Source organism: Phaeobacter sp. JH204B, assembly GCF_048055755.1.
Classification (GTDB): Bacteria; Pseudomonadota; Alphaproteobacteria; order Rhodobacterales; family Rhodobacteraceae; genus Phaeobacter; species Phaeobacter bryozoorum.
Genome location: NZ_JAYMXF010000008.1, coordinates 88073 through 106323 on the forward strand (window position 1 = coordinate 88073; position 18251 = coordinate 106323).

Genomic DNA, 18251 nt, shown 5'->3' on the forward strand with positions numbered 1-18251 from the left:
GTCGTCAGCCCGTCAGCTCCAACCGGGGGCGCGCATCAGCGCCGATCTGTCGCCGATCTGTCAGAGGCTTGATCACGAATTGGCGCGGGAACCTATCACGCGACATTGACGTTACACACCGGGTTTGCCCTATGTTAGGTCTGATCCCGGTCCACATGTCTCGGTGGCGTCAGCGCCGATCCGCCCGAGACCGGGGACCGATCTTGTAGCCTGTCCGGAGCGTCCCATGTTCTATCGCCGATCCTTCCGCCGCTCCCTTTGCCATGTCACTCAACCTCGGGGTTTTGCTCAGCTGGGCCGCAAGGTCGCCCTGGCAACGGCCTTGTTCTTTGGCGGCACATTGGCGCTGTCTGCGGCGGACGCCCGGCTGGTCGCGCCGGGGTCGGACGGCGATTTGCGCGACCTCCTGCAGGATGCTTCTGCCACGCTGGCGACCAGCGCACGCGGCGAGACCGGCGTGCAGCCGCTGATGGCGGCGGCGCTCTCGGATTATCGCACGCTGGTGCAGGTGCTTTACGATCAGGGATATTTCTCACCGGTGGTGCAGATAAGCGTCGATGGGCGCGAGGCGGCCCGGATCCAGCCCCTGAACCTTCCGCGTGAGATCAAGAAGATAGACATCACCGTCAAGGCAGGTCCGAAATTCACCTTTGGCACCGCTGAGATTGCCCCCCTCCCACAGCGGCGAGCGGTTGAGATCCCCGAAGAATTTGCCACCGGTCGCACCGCCACCACCGCAGTCCTGCGCGATGCCGCAAACGCGGGTGTGGAAAACTGGCGCTATGCCGGTCACCCGCAGGCCAAGGTCGGCGCGCAGTCGATCACCGCCAACCATGTGGCCGCCAGACTGAATGCGAGTCTGCGCCTGGCGCCGGGACCGCAGCTGCGTTTTGGTCGTTTGAAACTGGCCACACCCTCGAACGTGCGGGCAGAGGCGATACAGCGGATCGCAGGCTTCCCGACAGGCGAGGTGTTTCACCCCGATCTTCTGTCGCGGTCCGCGACACGGTTGCGCCGCACCGGGGCTTTTGCCGCTGTCACCATTCGCCCTGCCGAACGCGCCAATCCCGACGGTACGCTGGATTATGTCGCCAGGATCGAGGATCAGCCGCCCCGGCGATTTACCTTTGGGGCTGAGCTCAGCTCCTCTGACGGGCTGGAGGTGAGTGGTTCCTGGATGCACCGCAATCTCTTTGGCGGTGCGGAGCGCCTGCGATTTGAGGCCCGGTTGTCGGGCATTGGCAGTGCAAATGATCTGGACGGGCGCGTGGCGCTGCGGCTGGACCGGCCTGCCGCTTTTGGTCCCGATGACAGCCAGTTCTACCTGCTTGAGGCCGAGAGGCTGGACGAAGAACATTACACCGCCACCCGTGGACTGGGCGCGGTCGGTCTGCGCCGGGTCTATTCCGACCAGCTTTTTGCCGAGGCCTCCGTTGGCTTTGAGAGCGTGCTCGCCGAAGACGTCTTCGGCAAGCGACGTTTCAAATATCTGGTCGGGCAGCTGCGGGCGGAATACGATGGGCGCGACAGCAGCCTGAGCGCCACCAGCGGATATTATCTGGATGCCCGCGCCCTGCCCTTTATCGGCGTGGATGGCAGCAAATCCGGGCTTCAGCTGAAATTCGACGGGCGCGCCTATAAGGCGCTTGGCAGCAGTGACCGCATCGTGCTGGCCGGGCGGTTGCAGATGGGATCGGTCATCGGCCCGTCGCTGTCTGAGGTTTCGCCAACCCTGCTGTTTTATTCCGGCGGCGCAGGATCGGTGCGCGGTCAGGAGTTCCAGTCGCTGGGCGTGCCTGCGGCGGGCGGGATCTCCGGCGGGCGCGGCTATCTGGCCCTATCGGGCGAGGTACGCGGGCGGATCGGCGAGAAATTCACCCTTGTCGGCTTTTACGATGTCGGGCTGGTGGATGCGGAGAGTTTTGTCTCCTCGGACTCGGCCCGACATGCCGGCGCCGGGTTCGGGCTGCGCTACGACGTGGCCGGGATCGGCGCTATCCGTCTGGATCTGGCCTATCCGGTAGACGGTGGCAGCGACGACGGCTTGCAATTCTACATCGGGATAGGACAGGCATTTTGAAACATCTTCTTGCAGCCCTCCGCCCTGCCACCCTGTTCTCGCCGCTGCTCCTGGCTGTGGCGCTGACAATGGCCCCTCCGGAAACATCCGCGCAGGAGCGCCAAGAGAGCGGTGGCCTGCTGGTTGATTTTCTCGAAGACACGCTCTCGGGCGAGAGCCGCGCGATCCGCGTTACCGGGCTGGAGGGGGCGCTGTCCTCTCAGGCTACGCTGCAAAAGCTGACCGTGGCAGATAGCGAAGGCATCTGGCTGACCATTGAGGGCGCAGAACTGGACTGGAACCGCCTAGGCCTGCTGCGCGGTGATTTCTCCATCAACACGCTAAAGGCGGATCGCATTCATATCGAACGCGCACCCGCTGCGCCGCTGGACGACCCCAACCTGCCAACCCCCGAGGCGGCGCCGTTCCAGCTGCCGGAGCTGCCGGTGTCGATCAATATCGGTGAAATCAAGGTTGGGCGGCTGACTCTTGGGCAGGATCTGGTCGGGGTGGCGGCGGTGCTGACCCTTGATGGTTCGATGAGCCTTGCCAATGGCGCGCTCGACAGCGCCTTACAGATCACCCGGTTGGACCGCGACAGTGATCAGCTCACCCTGGAGGCGGGTTTTGCCAATGACACCGGCAATATCACGGTTGATATGGTGTTGCAGGAGGAAGACGGCGGGCTTGTGTCCACCGCGCTTGGCCTGCCGGGCGGCCCCGATATCCGTCTCGCCCTGCAAGGACGCGGACCGGTTGAGGATTTCAGCGCCGAACTGGCACTGGATACCGACGGCACCCGACGCCTCGGCGGTACTGTTGTTCTGTCGCCTGCCGGCGACGCCCCGGCGGATCCCAGCGCGGGCAGCCGCCCCATTGGCTTTCGTGCGGATCTGAACGGCGATATCACCGCGCTGGTCGATCCGGTCTATCAGCCGTTCTTCGGCCCAGACATGCGCGCCCGGCTGCGCGGCCAGACCCGCGCCATGGGCGGGGTGATGATCGACGATCTGGCGCTTTCGACACAGGCGCTGGAGGTTTCCGGTTTTGTTGAAATGGCCGCCGGTGGCGAACTCGAAAGCGCCGATCTGAGCACTGCGGTCACCCCTCCGCCGGGACAGGAAGCGGTGGTCCTGCCGGTGGCAGGCGGTTCGACCACGGTCACCGACCTTGCGCTCCATGCACGGAAACCCGCCGGCCGCGACTGGACCGTGACCGCACGGATGAAACGGCTGGCCAACCCCGCGCTGCGCATTGCCCGTGCCGAGTTGGAGATGACCGGCACCCTGGACCAGAGCAGCGGTCTGGCGCTGGATGGGCAGATCGCCGCCGCGCTGACCGGGCTGCGCCCCACCGACCCTGCATTGGCCGAGGCCCTGGGGGCGGCAATCACCTTTGACGGGCAGGTCACCACAGATGGACCCGGCGCGCTGCGTATCACCAATATGCTGCTGTTGGGCGCGGATTACGGTGCGACCGGGGCGGTCACCATCGACGGTCTGGAAAGCGGGCTGCGCATCTCCGCCGATATTGACGCCAACGCCCAGAATCTTGCGCGTTTCTCCAGCCTTGCGGGACAATCTCTGGACGGGCGGATGACTGCAAAGGCCGTCGGCTCCACCACCCCGCTGTCTGGGGCCTTTGACATTGACCTCGCAGTTCGGGGTCAGGACCTCTCGGCGGGATTGCGGCCTGTCGATGACCTGATCGGCGGCACCACCACCATTGCGCTCAAGGCCGGCCGGGACGAGGCCGGGCTCAGCATCGACCGCTTCGCGCTGGAGGCCAAAGGGCTGAGCGCGCGGGCCAATGGGCAACTGGGCAGCACCAGCGGCAACCTGTCCCTCGGCGCCACGCTGAAGCAGCTGGAGAAGGTCCTGCCGCAGGCCCCCGGAGCGCTGCAATTCAGCGCGGATATCACTCGCGAGAACCAGACGTTTTCTGGCATTGCCGAGCTGCAAGGCCCGAAATCCTCCCGCGCGGAACTGACCGGCCAGATCAATATCAACGGCGATGGCGATCTGGAGTTCGACGCCGCGATCAACGCGCTTGAACGTTTTGTACCGACCCTCGCCGGATCATTGAGCGCCAAGGGCACTGCCAGCCGCCGCGCCGGGGTCTGGACCTTTGACGGCGCGGCCGAAGGACCGGCGGGGCTGTCGGCTGATCTCGATGGTACGGTCTCGGAAAACAAAGGGGACGCCGATATCACCTTTGACGCGCTGGTGGCCGAGGTACAGCGCTTCGTTCCCGGGCTGCCGGGGCGGCTGACCGCCGAAGGCACCGCCCGTCGCCGCGATGGGGTCTGGCAGATCGATAGCCGCGCGATTGGCCCGGCTGGCGTCACCAGCACCGTTGCGGGCAGCTGGGACGAGGTGCAGGGCCGTGCCGATATTGATGCCAAGGGACAGCTGCGTTTGGAGGGGCTGAACCCCTTCATGTCACCCAATCTGATCCGTGGCCCCGCCCAGTTCGATCTCTCGCTGGAAGGGGAGCCATCGCTGGCCAACCTCAGCGGGCAGATCCGTACCAGTGGGACGTCGCTGGCAATACCGGCTGCCGCCCAGCGGATAGATGACATCACCGCCACCGTCTCTATTGCGCGGTCCAGAGCCGATCTTCAGCTGACGGCGCAGCCCCGCGATGGCGGCCAGCTGCGGGTCAGCGGACCCATCGGGCTGATCGCGCCCTTTGATGCGCAGTTGCAGATCGCGCTCACCAATGTCGGTCTCAGCGATCAGCTGTCCTATGACACGCAACTCTCTGGTGCGCTGTCTCTGACCGGGGGGCTGATCGGAACCAAAAGCCTGTCAGGGCGGATTGATGTGGGCGAGACCAATATCAACCTTGCGACCGCAGGCGGCTCCGTTACCGCAGCGCCGATCCCGGATATCCGCCATCAGGGTGAGCCTGCCGAGGTGCGCCGCACGCGCGCGCGTGCCGGGCTGATCAACACCGGCGGCGGCGGTGGCGGGGCTGGCCGAACCCTGCTTGACGTGCTGATCAGCGCGCCCAATCGCATCAACGCCCGTGGGCGTGGCGTTCGTGCCGAGCTGGGCGGCCAGATCCAGCTGCGCGGCAGCACCGCGAACCTGGCGCCATCAGGCCAGATCAGCCTGATCCGTGGCACCTTTGATATTCTTGGACGACGGCTGGCGCTTGATGAGGGGCAGATCACCTTGCAAGGCGACCTGCGCCCCTATCTGCTCTTGCGCTCCTCGGCAGCGACCTCCGAAGGCACCGCGACGCTCGAACTCTCCGGGCTGATCGACAGCCCCTCAATCAAGGTGACCTCCGAGCCGGAACGCCCAAGCGAGGAGGCATTGGCGCTATTGCTGTTTGGCGACAATATTCAGGACCTCTCCCCGCTGGCACTGGCACGGCTGGCGAGCTCCGTGGCCACGCTCAGCGGGCGCGGCGGCAGCAATCGGGCCGAGAGCAAACTGCGCGATGAAACCGGCGCCAGCAATGTTGAGCTGGGTCTCGACAATATCGGCGCGGGCCTTCTGGATATCGGCGGCTATGTGTCGGAGAACGTCTATACCGATTTCAATGTCAACACCCGCGGCGACAGTGAGCTGAGCATCAATCTGGATGTGAGCAAGAGCCTCACCGTCACCGGCAAGGTGGATGGCGAAGGCGAGACCGGGATCGGCCTCTTCTTCAAACGCGACTATTGATCTGCGCCCCAGCCATGGGCGCGGTTCAGCGACTGCGGCCGGCCATTTCGATTGCAAAACGCGCCGCCCCGCTGACGCCTGCGGCATCGTCGGTGATCAACCACAGCGGCGTGGTTTCACACCGGCTCTGCACGCCGGTCGCAGGTTGCAGGAAGCTTTTGAGGAATATCTCGCAGGCCGGGGTGCCGAGCACGCCCCGTGCCACGCTGCCGGCAAAGAAGATCCCCTGTCCCGGCATATAGGTCGGCACCAATTCGCGGGCAAAATCCCCCAGCAGCCGCGCCCAGCTGGTCACCGTCTCTGCGGCAGGGCTGTCGGCATCGGCAAGATAATCCGCGACGATCTGCGCGCCGCCCTCTGCCGCGACGCCATGCAGCGCCTGATGATAGCGCACCAGCCCGCGCCCGGAGAACAGATCCTCATTGGTTGCAAAACCGGCAGCTCGCTCTCCAAGCCGTTCGGCCAGACCATGCGCGACAGGCGCCGACAGGCTGGTATGGCCCATCTCGGCCTCGGCAGTGTGGCCATCCACCGACAAGGACACGTTGAAGCCGGTGCCAATGCCCGCCACCAGCGCCTGCTGTCCGCGCTGGTGTCCCGCCCGCAGCGACGACAGCTGGCCGGGGATCAGTGCGGGCAGCGAATGCCCGAGCGCGGCCAGATCGTTGATCACGTCAACCCGCGCGCCCTCGCCTAGCTGCAACTGTCGGCCCAGGTCCTCTGCCGTCCCCTGCCAGTTGCGGTTGGTCAGCTGATATTCGTTGCCATAGACAGGCCCCGCCACCGCGATGCAGGCACCGGCCAAAGGCGGCAGATCGGGCTGCGAGCAATAGGCTGCAAGCACGTCATCGAGACTGGAAAAGCTATCATTAGCAAAGCTTTGCAGCGCCGTGACGCCGATTTCAGGACCGGCAAGGGCCAGCCGCGTATTGCTGCCGCCCACGTCGCCAACCAGCACTGTCATGTCCGAGCCCATGTGCTCTGTCCCTCTGCATGTCCGATTTTTGCGAGACACTGCCGTATTCAGCGTCGAAATGCAATTCTGCGACGGTCATAGTTTTAGCGCTAACATAATGCAATATACTTGCCACGGATCGATGTTTTTGCACAGTTGGAACTGTCCGACCAGGAGCCACGATGACCGGCACAGATGATCCTCCCAGCCCCGCCGCGCCGAAAGCGCCCGATGGGATGACCCGCCGGTTTCGTGCCCGTCTTGCGGATCGGTTCGACAGCAGGATCGTCATGCCATTTGATCGCCTGCGGTTTCGTGCAACGCTCCGGCACCTGTCGGGGCCGCGCCAAATTCATCAACCGCGCGAAGCGGTTACCGTGGTCGCGCTGGTGCGGGACGGAGCCTATTACCTTGATGTTTTTCTCGCCCATTACCGCGCGCTTGGGGCGGCGCATTTCGTCTTCTGCGACACCGGCTCCAGCGACGGCACGCTGGCCCGGCTGGCGGCAGAACCGGATGTCACGGTGCTGCAATCCCGCCTGCCCTGGGGCCGCTTTGAAAATATCTTTCGCGGTTATGCGGCGCGGAAGTTTTGCGCCGGTCGCTGGTGTCTTTTCGCCGATATGGACGAAATCCTTGAATTCGAGGGGCAGGCGCAGCTCGGCCTGACCGGGCTGGTGCGCTATCTGGATCGGCACGGGTATAGCGCGATGATGGCGCAGATGCTGGAAATGTTTCCCAAGGCGCCGCTGCAATCGGTCGCGCAGCACGCCTACCCGGAGGTGCAGCAGAGCTTCTGCCACTACGACATCAGCGCGGTGCGCGCCCTGCCCTATCATGATCCGGCTACCGGGCTGGGGTTCTTCCTGTCCCAGAACCGGCTGCCAGATGCGCCCGCGCCTGCACCCAGAATGCAGTTCGGTGGCATTCGCGGCGCGGTTTTTGGAGAGAACTGTTGCCTCAGCAAACACCCGTTGGTTTTTGTCGGTGCAGACGTCGGCCCGGCGGTGCATCCGCATCTGTCGACCGGTGTGCAGGTCGCCGACACGATGGCAGTTCTGAAACACTATAAATTTGCCAATGATCCGATGGCGCGGGATCAGGCCTCCCTGTCCCGCGCGGCCATCTCCCATGGCGAGGATGCGCTGCGTGTTGCGGGCTTTGCCACGACGCCGGATCTCAGCCTATGGTCCGAAAAGGCTCAGCGCTATGACGGGCCGGAAACCGGGCCGCAACAGCTGCGCGAGGCCGGTTTCCTGCAGGTTTCCCCGCGTTATCTGGCGGAGAGCGCAGCATGACCCGAGATGTGCAGGATCCGCCGGTCGCCGCCCAGACGCCGCCGATTGTCGATGCTGTCGTCATCGGCCGCAACGAAGGGGCGCGGCTGCTGGCCTGCCTGCGCAGCCTGCAAGGTCAGCTGCGTCAGGTGATCTACGTCGACAGCGGGTCGACGGATGGGTCGGTCGCCGCGGCCGAGGCGCTGGGGGTAAAGGTTGTCAGCCTCGATATGAGCGAGCGGTTCACCGCTGCCCGCGCCCGCAATGCAGGTCTGGCCCATCTCGACGGCGACTGTACCTATGTGCAGCTGGTGGATGGCGATTGCGAGGTGGTGCCGGGCTGGATCGCCAGCGCAACCGCGCGGCTGGAGGCTGATCCCCGGCTGGCGGTGGTCTGTGGGCGGCGGCGCGAACGTCACCCCGACAGCTCGATCTACAACCAGCTCTGCGATCACGAATGGGACACTCCGGTCGGCCCGGCGAAGGCCTGTGGCGGCGACGCCCTGATGCGGCTTCGCGCCCTGCAGGAGGTTGGCGGCTATCGCAACGACCTGATCGCGGGCGAAGAGCCTGAGCTGTGCCTGCGTCTGGCACGCGCCGGGTGGTCAATCTGGCGGCTGGATGTCGAGATGACATTACACGATGCCCAGATGCTGCGGTTTTCGCAGTGGTGGCAGCGCAGCCGCCGTGCGGGTTTCGCCTTTGCCGAGGGGGCGGCGCTGCATGGCGCCGGTCCCGAACGCCATTGGGTTGCGGAAACCCGGCGGGCGCTGATCTGGGGCGCCGGAATCCCGGCCTTCATCCTGATGCTGCTGCCGTTTTCCGGTTGGGCGCTGCTATTGTTGCTGGTCTACCCGGTGCAGTTCCTGCGGCTGGCTGCCCGGATGGGCCGTCGTCGCGCATTCTATTCCATTCTCGGCAAATTTGCCGAGGCACAGGGCGCGATGGAATATCACTGGCTGCGGCTGCGGGGGCGCAAACGCGGATTGATGGAATACAAATAACTGCCGCTATACCGGCCAGGTCAGGCCAGTTTCCGTCAGGGGTGGCGCAGCCTCAGCGCGTGAAGCAGCTGACCCGGCAGGATTGCCAGACAGCGCAGATAGCGCGGACCCAGGCGGCGCGGGCTGCTCAGCGCCCGCCACAGCCATTCCAGGGCCAATCGGCGCACCCAGGCGGGCGCTCTTTTCTGATGGCCGCCCAGAAAATCAAGCCCCGCGCCAACTGAGGCAAAGCCGACCTCGGGCGCAAGAGCGCGACCACGGGCGGCCAAGATCTCCTGTTTGGGGGCGCCAAGCGCCAGAAAACACAGGCCAATCTGCTTGCGCGCAAGCTCGCGCAGGATCTGCTCCGCAGCCTCGCTGCCGGGGTCAAAGCCCGTCGGCGGCGCGTGGCACCAGGCGATTTCAAGCCCCGGCACCTCAGCTTTCAATGCCGCGGAGGCATCCTGAAGCGCGGCTTCGGTGCTGCCCACAAGGGCAACAGGCACCCCGGCGCGCGCGGCCCAACGACAAAGCGGCAGCACCATGTCAGAGCCCGGCATCAGCGTCACCGGTCGTTGTGCCAGCCGTGACAGCCAGACAATGGGCCGCCCATCAGCCACCACGAAATCCTGTGCGGCATAGGCTTTCAGAAAGGCAGGCGAGCTGTGCATTTTCACCAGGTGATCCAAATTCACCGTCGCCAGCGCAAAGCCACGACGGGTCTGGAAATGCCCCATCACCGCCTGTTCCAGCCGCGCCGGATCGGCAATGTTCACATCAATCCGTGTGTCCCGAATATCAAAATACACCCGCATCCCCCCTCATGCGCCAGAAGCGACGCCCCTCTTCGATCACATGGCCTTGAATCTGTTTCAAGAGTTTACCTCAGAATACGAATGCGGGCGACAGCGCAGACATCTGGGGCTAAACTCATGGTCACGGGGGCAAATACAGGAGCGCAGGGCCGCACGCGATGCCAAATGCTTTGGCCTATCTTATGCTGATCGCCTGGCCGGTGATCGCATACAAACTGTTTCGGCGTCTGCCGTTGCAGCAGGCTATTCTTTGGTGCGTCATCGGCGGCTATCTGTTCCTGCCACCGCTTGCGGTGTTCGACCTGCCATTGGTCCCGGATATGGACAAGGATTCCATTCCGGCCGTCGTCGCTTTTGTGATCTGTGTCTATATCCTGCGTAAGCGGGTGGAGATCTGGCCCCGCCATCCGGTGATGCGGGCGCTTGTGGCTCTCTTTCTCGGTTCGGTCATTGCAACCGTGCTGACCAATGGTGACCCGATCGTGTTCCGCGTTCTTGAAAACGCCGAACCCATCGTCTTTCCGACCTATGCCCTGCCCGGGCTGCGCTGGCGCGACCTCGGATCGGTGATGATCAACCAGTTGATCGTCTTGCTGCCATTCTTTCTGGCGCGCCGCTACCTCTCACATCCCGACCAGCAGCGGCAGCTGGTGATGGTGCTGATGGTGGCCGGGCTGATCTATTCGATACCTTCGCTGCTCGAAGTCCGGTTCAGCCCGCAGATCAACACCTGGGTTTATGGATTCTTTCAGCATGATTTCAGCCAGACCATGCGTCAGGGCGGGTTCCGACCGATTGTATTCCTGCCCCATAGTCTGTGGCTGGCGCTGTTCGTGCTGATGTCAGTGATGGCCGCAACATCGCTGGCCCGGAGTGCCGAAGGCCCGGACAAGCGACGCTATACCATGGCGGCGATTTACCTTTTTGCGGTGCTGATCCTGTGCAAGAGCATCGCCTCGCTGGTCTATGGCCTGATCTTCACACCCTTTGTGGCGATGGCTTCCTACCGGATGCAGATGCGGCTGGCGCTGGCATTGGGGGTGGTGGCGATTGTCTATCCGATGCTGCGCAACCTTGGGCTGGTGCCCGTGGATGCCATCCTTGCGCAGGCGCAGGCCTTCAGTCCCGAACGGGCGCAATCGCTGGGCTTTCGGTTCACCAATGAGGCGCTGATGCTGGATCGCGCCGCCGACAAACCCTGGTTCGGCTGGGGCGGCTGGGGGCGCAATCTGGTACGCAACCTCGAAAGTGGAGAGATCGAATCGATCCCGGACGGTCGCTGGATCCTTGTCTTTGGTACCTTTGGCTGGGTTGGCTATATCGCGGAGATGGGCCTTCTGGCCGGGCCCTTGGTGCTGCTGTGGCAACAGATGCGCCGCCATGCGGCTGCAACACTGTCGCCCTTTGCCGCGCCTCTGGCGCTGATGCTGGCGGCGACGCTGGTCGATATGCTGCTGAACGCGACGCTGACCCCGGTGACATGGCTCTGTGCCGGGTCGGTGCTTGGCTATGCTGAGCGCCTGCGATACCCCGGCCTGTTCACGCCAAAGCGGCAGCTGTTCGACGGCCATCAGGCGCTCGCCACCGCGCCGCTGGCCAAGGCACGGCGCAGTGTGCTGTGATGCCGCATTCTCTTCGCAATTCAGGCCGAATTGGACACAATCTGTCCCTATCGATACCGTATATATTTTGCAGGGTTCACACTGCGCACAGGGTAATCCGTCGGCTTGGGGGCCAGCGGGCGCACGCCCTGTTCACAGATTGGGGACCAATTCGTGCCACTGTTGCAAGACCTTTGCGCTCGCAGGGTCAGTGTTGTTGATTGGTTAGGGTTACGTTCGGGCAAGGCTCTTGTTTCGGACACATGGGTTGAGGACGATTGGGGCAATTGAAAACATCCGCGAAAACCACAGATCGCACTCCGTTTGACGCGTCACGCTACAGCGGCGATATCGCCATTGTCGGCATGTCGCTCTGCGTGCCGGGAGCGCAGTCGCCGCAAGCGTTCTGGCAAAACCTGCGTGACGGTGTGGAATCGATCAAACCCGTCAGCGAACAGGATCTGCTGGCCGCAGGCGAAGACCCCGAGACGCTGTCCGACCCCAATTACGTCGCCGCTACCGCTGCGCTGGACGGCTACGCCGAATTTGACGCCGAGTTCTTTGGCTTCAGCCCAAAAGAGGCGGCCATTCTCGACCCTCAGCACCGCAAATTCCTCGAAGTCGCCTGGGGCGCGATGGAGGATGCAGGTCACCCGCCCGAAAGCCTGAACGGCCCCATCGGGGTTTATGCGGGCTGCGGCATGGGCAGCTATTTCTACTTCAACATCTGCTCCAATAAACCGCTGGTGGATGACGTGGGCATGTTCCTGCTGCGCCATACCGGCAACGACAAGGATTTCCTGTCGACCCGCGTCAGCCATGTCTTTGATCTGAAGGGACCATCGGTCAACATTCAGACGGCCTGCTCCACCTCGCTGGTGGCGGTGCATTATGCCAGCAAGGCCCTGCGCGAGGGCGACTGCGACATGGCTCTTGCCGGCGGCGTCACCATCGAACTGCCACAGGGCCGCGGCTACCTGTTCAAGGAAAACGAGATCCTGTCGCCCGACGGCCACTGCCACGCCTTTGACCACCGCGCACAGGGCACGGTCTTTGGCTCCGGTGCCGGAGCGGTTGCCCTGCGCAGGCTGGAAGATGCGCTGGCCGATGGCGATCATATCTGGGCGGTGATCAAAGGCTCTGCGATCAACAATGATGGCGCCGACAAGGCCGGCTATCTGGCCCCCTCGGTCGAGGGGCAAGCCAGCGCCGTGCGACAGGCGCTGCGCGCCGCCAAGACCCCGCCGGACACCATCGACTATGTCGAATGCCACGGCACTGGCACCTATCTTGGTGACCCGATCGAGGTCACCGCGCTGACCGAAGCCTACCGCGAAACCACCGCCGCCGTGGGTTACTGCCGTATCGGATCGGTCAAGACCAATATCGGCCATCTGGATACCGCCGCCGGCGTCGCCGGGCTGATCAAGACCGCCTTGTCGCTGCATCATGGTCAGATCCCGCCCAGCCTCGGCTATGAGGCACCCAATCCGGCGATTGATTTTGAAACCGCGCCTTTTGTGGTCAATGACCGGTTGCGAGACTGGACCTCGGCCAAGGGACCGCGCCGCGCTGCGGTCAACGCCCTCGGGGTGGGCGGCACCAATGCCCATGTCGTGCTGGAACAGGCCGCACCCCGCCCCGCACCGGAGGACAGCGATTTTCCGTTTCAGGTGCTCTGCCTCTCGGGCCATTCGAAGGCCGCGCTGAATGCCAATGCCAGTGCCCTGGCCGCGCATCTGCGCGCGAACCCGGATCTGCCTCTGGCCGATGTGGCCTATACGCTGAAGGAGGGCCGCCGCAGCTTTGCCAAGCGTCGCACCCTGGTGGCCGAAACCGCCGAGGAGGCCGCCGCGCTGCTTGAGGCGGGCGACCCCAGACGCGTGTTTGACCACGACAGCGCCGACCGTCCGCCGGAGGTGGTTTTCATGTTCCCCGGCGGCGGCGCGCAATATGCGGGTATGGCGCGGGATCTCTACGAAACCGAGCCTGTCTTTGCCGATTGGATGGACCGGGGCCTCGACCACCTTCAGGCGCAGCTGGACTATGACATCCGCGCGCTGTGGCTGCCGGAACCGGGGGAAGAAGACGCCGCCAATGCCCGGCTGCAACAGCCGTCGGTGCAATTGCCGCTGATCATGATCGTGGAATTTGCGCTGGCGCAGCTCTGGATCAGCTGGGGCATCCGCCCTGCCGCGCTGGTGGGACATTCGATGGGTGAAAACACCGCCGCCTGTCTGGCCGGTGTGCTGTCGTTTGAGGATTGCATCGATCTGGTGCTGCTGCGCGGACGGCTGTTCGACAAGGTGCCCGCCGGCGGGATGCTGTCGATTTCCCTGCCGCTGGACGAGGTTGAGGCCCGGCTTTCGCCGGATCTGGACATCGCCAGCGTCAATGCCCCACGCCTCACTGCCGTGTCCGGCCCGCAGGAGGCGCTGGATGCGCTTGCGGCTCAGCTCACCGCCGATGAGGTGGATCACCAGCGGATCCAGATTGATATTGCCGCCCATAGCCGGATGCTGGAGGGCATTCTGGATGAATACCGCCAGTTCCTGCGCGGGTTGACCCTGACAGCACCGGGACGCCCGATCCTGTCGAACCGCAGCGGCCAGATCCTGACCGACGCCGAGGCCACCGATCCCGAATACTGGGTTGCCCAGCTGCGCAATACGGTCATGTTTGCCGCCTGTCTTGATACGCTGGCTGACGTGCCGAACCGGATCTATCTGGAGGTCGGCCCCGGTAAGGCGCTGTCCTCGCTGGCGCAGATGGCGCCGAAGATCAAACCCGGTCAGGTGCTCAGCTCATTGCGCCATCCCGAGCAGATGATGGCGGATGATGCCTATTTCTTTGGGGTGATCGGACGGCTCTGGGCCTGCGGGCTGGACGCCGATTGGGATCAGATCTGGGGCGATGCACGGCGTCAGCGCCTGCCGCTGCCAACCTATGCGTTTCAGCGCAGCCGCTATTTCATCGAGCCCGCGGCCCCGGCCCGCGCCGAGGCTGCCATCATCACCCCGGCCCGCCACGACCAGCTGTCGCACTGGGGATCGCGCCCCAGCTGGCGGCCCGCATTGGCAAGCTGCGATCTGGACGTCACCGGCGAACTGGATCAGCAGCCCGAAACCTGGTTGCTGTTTGAAGACGACGCCGGACTCTGCTCTGAACTGGCCGCAAGGCTGGATCAGGCTGGCCACCGGGTGGTGCGGGTGCGCCCCGGCGACACCTATGCGCAACTGAGCGAGACCCGCTATATGCTGGCGCCCGAACAGGGGCGCGCGGGCTACGATGCGCTGCTTGCCGATCTGGCGCTGGCCGATCTTCTGCCCAGCCGTATCGGCCATTTCTGGCTGGTGACCGAGGGCGAGACCTTCCGGCCCGGCGCCTCCTTCTTTGATCGCAATCTGGAGATGGGATTTTATGCGCTGACCGCGCTGGGGCAGGCTCTGGCCCAGATCGACCTACCGCAGCCACTGCATATGACAGTGTTCACCACCGGCGCGGCCCAGCTGCGCGACGAACCGCTGCCCTACCCCGAAAAGGCGATGATCGCGGGCCCTGCCGGTGTGCTGCCGCGCGAAATTCCCGGCCTCACCTGCGCCACAGTCGATATCGAACTGCCGCGCCGCCCCGGTGGGCTGCGGCGCTGGCTGGCGGAGGACCAGCCCGCGTCGATTGCGGATCGCCTGCTGGAGGAGCTGCTGGCGGAGCCTGCAAATGACACCGCACTCTGGCGTGGTGACAAGCGCTACACCCTGCGGTGGCGCCCTGTGGAGCTGTCGGAGGAGGATCAGATCACATCGTCACTCCCCGGCTTCCGCGAGGGTGGCACCTATCTGATCACCGGCGGCTACGGCGGCATCGGACGCACCATCGCCGCGGATCTGATGCAGAGCTATGGCGCCAATGTGGTGCTGATCTCGCGCGGTGGCCTGCCCCCGCGTGACCAGTGGGACAGCTATCTGAACCGCCACAGCCCGGCCAATACAACCGCCCAGCGCATCCGCGCCGTGATGGCATTGGACGCCATTGGCAGGGGCCGGGTCTTGCCGCTGGCAGCCGATGTCTGCAACAGCGAACAGATGCGCGCCGCCGTCGCCAAGGCCGAGACCGCCTTTGGCCCAATCACCGGTGTCATCCATGGCGCAGGCCAGATCAATGACGCGCCGGTTCTGGCCAAGACCGAGGACGACATTTCCCAGGTGCTCGCCCCGAAAGTCAGCGGGTTGCGGGTACTGGACGCCATTTTCGGCACCGACACGCTGGAGCTGATGGTGCTGTTCTCCTCCTCCTCGACGGTGACGCGCCCGATCGGCCAGGTCGATTACGTCGCCGCGAATGAATATCTCAACGCCTTTGCCAAGCACCGCACCGGTGCCGGGGCTGCGGGCAACACAACCCGTGTCGTTGCCGTCGATTGGGGGGTCTGGGCAGATGTCGGCATGGCGGCAGATGCCATTGGCGCCCGCCAGCAGGAGGCCGGTGATGATCCGATCCCCTGTGATCAGCCGTTGTTTGACAGACGCCAGTTTGCCCCGGATGGCGGGGTGCTGTTTCATCGTCGGCTGAGCAGCGACCAGTGGATCCTTGATGAACACCGCACCAAGGATGGCACTGCATTGATCCCCGGCACCGGCTATATCGAATATGCCGCCGAGGCACTTGCCGAACTGGGGCATGAGGCGCCTTTTGCCCTGCGTGATCTCTATTTCCTGCGCCCGCTCGTGGTCTCGGAGACAGCCGCCTGCGATATGGTCGTGCGGCTGCTGCCGGTCGAGCGCGGTTATGAGTTTGCCGTCTACAGCCGCACGGCGGAGGGCTATGCCCTGCATGTTCAGGCGCTGCTGGAGACGGATATCGCGGCGCGGCAGCCCGGTCGGCACCCCCTGCCCGATCTGCTACCGGTGGCCATCGAAACGTCACCCTGTACCAAGCGCGAACGGCTACGGACACCACAGGAGGCGCATCTGAAGTTCGGCCCGCGCTGGCATGTCCTGCAACAGATGCGACAGGGGACGGGCGAAGGCATTGCCCGGCTGCAACTGCCGGCCATCGCCGCCAAGGACGGCACGCTGCTGCCACCCGGCCTGATGGATCTTGCCACCGGATGGGCGATTGACCTGATTCCCGCCTATCGCGGTGCCGCGCTCTGGGTGCCGGTGTCCTATGACGGTATCGAGGTCTTTGCTCCGCTGCCCTGCGACGTGCTCAGCCATATGCGGCTGATGGACAGCGATGCGACCAGTGCCCGGTTCGACATCACCCTGACCACCGAAGATGGCACCGTGCTGGTTGAGGTCCGGGGCTTTCAGATGCAGCAGCTGCCCGGTGCAACCAAACTGGCCCCGGCAGAGGGAGCAGACGCCAGCGGCGCGGATCTGGGGCTGGCCGCATCGCCGGGCGCACAGCCGCTGTCGCCCGAGGAACGCCGACTGCATCGCAATATCAGCCAGGGCATCCGCGCCGAAGAAGGCCCGGACGCGCTGCGCCGGGCGCTGGCGACTGGCCTGTCGCAGGTGGTGGTATCCTCCCTCGCGCTGCCGGATCTGATGGCACAGGCCGATCAGCCTCCGCAGCAAGCGCGCGAGGACAGCCAGAGCTTTGAACGGCCACAGCTCGACACCGACTACCTCGCCCCGCGCAACGCGGTTGAGGAGGAGATCGCGGCGCAGTTTGCCCGGCTGCTTGGGGTGGCGCAGGTCGGGGTCGACGACAGCTTCTTCGACCTTGGCGGCCATTCCCTTGTCGCGGTCCGGCTCTTTGCACAGATCAAGCGCAGCTTTGGAGTCGATCTGGCGATTTCCACCCTGTTTGAGGCCCCCTCCGTCGCGAGGCTCGCCGAACTGGTGATCGCCCGCACCGGCGGCGGCCTCACCACCGAAACCTCTGCCGACCACACAGGCACGCCCCAGGCCGAGACGCCGACATATACCCATCTGGTGCAGCTCCACCCCGGCGATGGCACCGGGCGACGGCCTTTCTTTCTGGTGGCCGGCATGTTCGGCAACGTTCTGAACCTGCGCCATCTGGCGCTGATGGTTGGCAAGGACCGCCCGGTCTACGGGCTGCAGGCCCGTGGCCTGATCGGCGACGACGCCCCGCATGACCGGCTTGATGCGGCAGCGCGCGACTATCTCGCCGAAATCCGCAGCATCCAGCCGGAGGGGCCTTATCTATTGGGCGGGTTTTCCGGCGGCGGGCTGACCGCCTATGAAATGGCCCAGCAATTGCGCGCCTGCGGCGAAGACACCGCCGCGCTGATCCTGCTGGACACACCGTTGCCGATGCGACCTGAGCTGAACCACCGCGACAAGGCGCTGATCAAATGGGCCGAGCTGCGCCGCAAGGGCATCGGGTATCTGGGCGAATGGATCGGCAATCGCATCGCCTGGGAGATCGAAAAACGCCGGTATGCCGCCAGCGATGACAGCAGCGCACCGGTGTTCAACAACCGCAAGGTCGAACTGGCCTTCCGCGCCGCCTTGCCCGCCTATGAGCTGCGCCCGTGGAGCGGACCTCTCACATTGTTCCGCCCGCCGCTTGATCGCCATTGGCAGGTCTCGGCAGGGAACTGGGTCAGCCGCGAGCGCGAATATGTCTACGACGACAACGACTGGACCCGCTGGGCGCCAGCGATCGAGGTCGTCGAGGTGCCGGGTGATCACGACAGCATGGTGCTGGTGCCCAACGTCAGCGTGCTGGCAGGCGAGGTCAAGGCGCGGCTTGATGCAGCCGACGCCGCCGCGCTGCGCCAAAGCGCGCCAAAGGCGGCAGAATGACCATGACCGACAGCCCCGCCCCACAGCAGACGGAGACCTGCGCGCGCCCGGCAGCCGGGGCCGAACCGGCGCGTATTCTGACCATCATCCTGAACTACAAGA

General features: G+C 64.5%; 8 protein-coding genes. 6 read left to right on the forward strand and 2 right to left on the reverse strand.

Annotated features, from left to right (window positions below; genetic code table 11):
- The first annotated feature begins 226 nt into the window (after nucleotides 1-226).
- Both VXL81_RS03925 and VXL81_RS03930 read left to right on the forward strand, forming a co-directional pair.
- Nucleotides 227-2080 carry an autotransporter assembly complex protein TamA gene (locus tag VXL81_RS03925; protein ID WP_340544548.1) on the forward strand — a complete coding sequence of 618 codons (1854 nt, stop codon included), beginning with the start codon at nucleotides 227-229 and terminating at the stop codon, nucleotides 2078-2080.
- Entirely contained in the window at nucleotides 2077-5739 is a 3663-nt protein-coding gene (locus VXL81_RS03930) for a translocation/assembly module TamB domain-containing protein (protein WP_416553000.1), read from the forward strand. The genes VXL81_RS03925 and VXL81_RS03930 overlap by 4 nt, the downstream gene beginning before the upstream one ends.
- Before the next feature lie 25 nt (nucleotides 5740-5764).
- On the opposite strand, the gene VXL81_RS03935 is transcribed toward VXL81_RS03930, so the two are convergent.
- On the reverse strand, nucleotides 5765-6715 hold the full coding sequence (locus VXL81_RS03935; protein ID WP_416553002.1) for a glucokinase: 951 nt from the start codon (nucleotides 6713-6715) through the stop codon (nucleotides 5765-5767).
- Nucleotides 6716-6876: 161 nt separating this feature from the next.
- Here VXL81_RS03935 and VXL81_RS03940 point away from each other — a divergent pair, with 161 nt between their 5' ends.
- Both VXL81_RS03940 and VXL81_RS03945 read left to right on the forward strand, forming a co-directional pair.
- Nucleotides 6877-7992: a glycosyltransferase family 2 protein gene (locus tag VXL81_RS03940; RefSeq protein WP_416553004.1), complete on the forward strand. Its 1116-nt coding sequence runs from the start codon at nucleotides 6877-6879 to the stop codon at nucleotides 7990-7992.
- On the forward strand, nucleotides 7989-8975 hold the full coding sequence (locus VXL81_RS03945) for a glycosyltransferase (RefSeq protein ID WP_416553006.1): 987 nt from the start codon (nucleotides 7989-7991) through the stop codon (nucleotides 8973-8975). Before VXL81_RS03940 ends, VXL81_RS03945 begins: the two co-directional genes overlap by 4 nt.
- 35 nt (nucleotides 8976-9010) lie before the next feature.
- Here the strand turns inward: VXL81_RS03945 and VXL81_RS03950 are convergent, their stop codons facing one another.
- A complete protein-coding gene (locus VXL81_RS03950; protein ID WP_416553008.1) occupies nucleotides 9011-9763 on the reverse strand; it encodes a WecB/TagA/CpsF family glycosyltransferase in 753 nt (250 codons plus the stop codon).
- A gap of 164 nt (nucleotides 9764-9927) precedes the next feature.
- On the opposite strand from VXL81_RS03950, the gene VXL81_RS03955 reads away from it, so the two are divergent.
- Both VXL81_RS03955 and VXL81_RS03960 read left to right on the forward strand, forming a co-directional pair.
- On the forward strand, nucleotides 9928-11391 hold the full coding sequence (locus tag VXL81_RS03955) for a hypothetical protein (protein ID WP_416553010.1): 1464 nt from the start codon (nucleotides 9928-9930) through the stop codon (nucleotides 11389-11391).
- A 266-nt stretch (nucleotides 11392-11657) separates the two neighbouring features.
- Nucleotides 11658-18149 (forward strand): type I polyketide synthase, encoded by a 6492-nt coding sequence (locus VXL81_RS03960; RefSeq protein ID WP_416553012.1) that lies wholly within the window; start codon nucleotides 11658-11660, stop codon nucleotides 18147-18149.
- Nucleotides 18150-18251 lie beyond the last annotated feature (102 nt).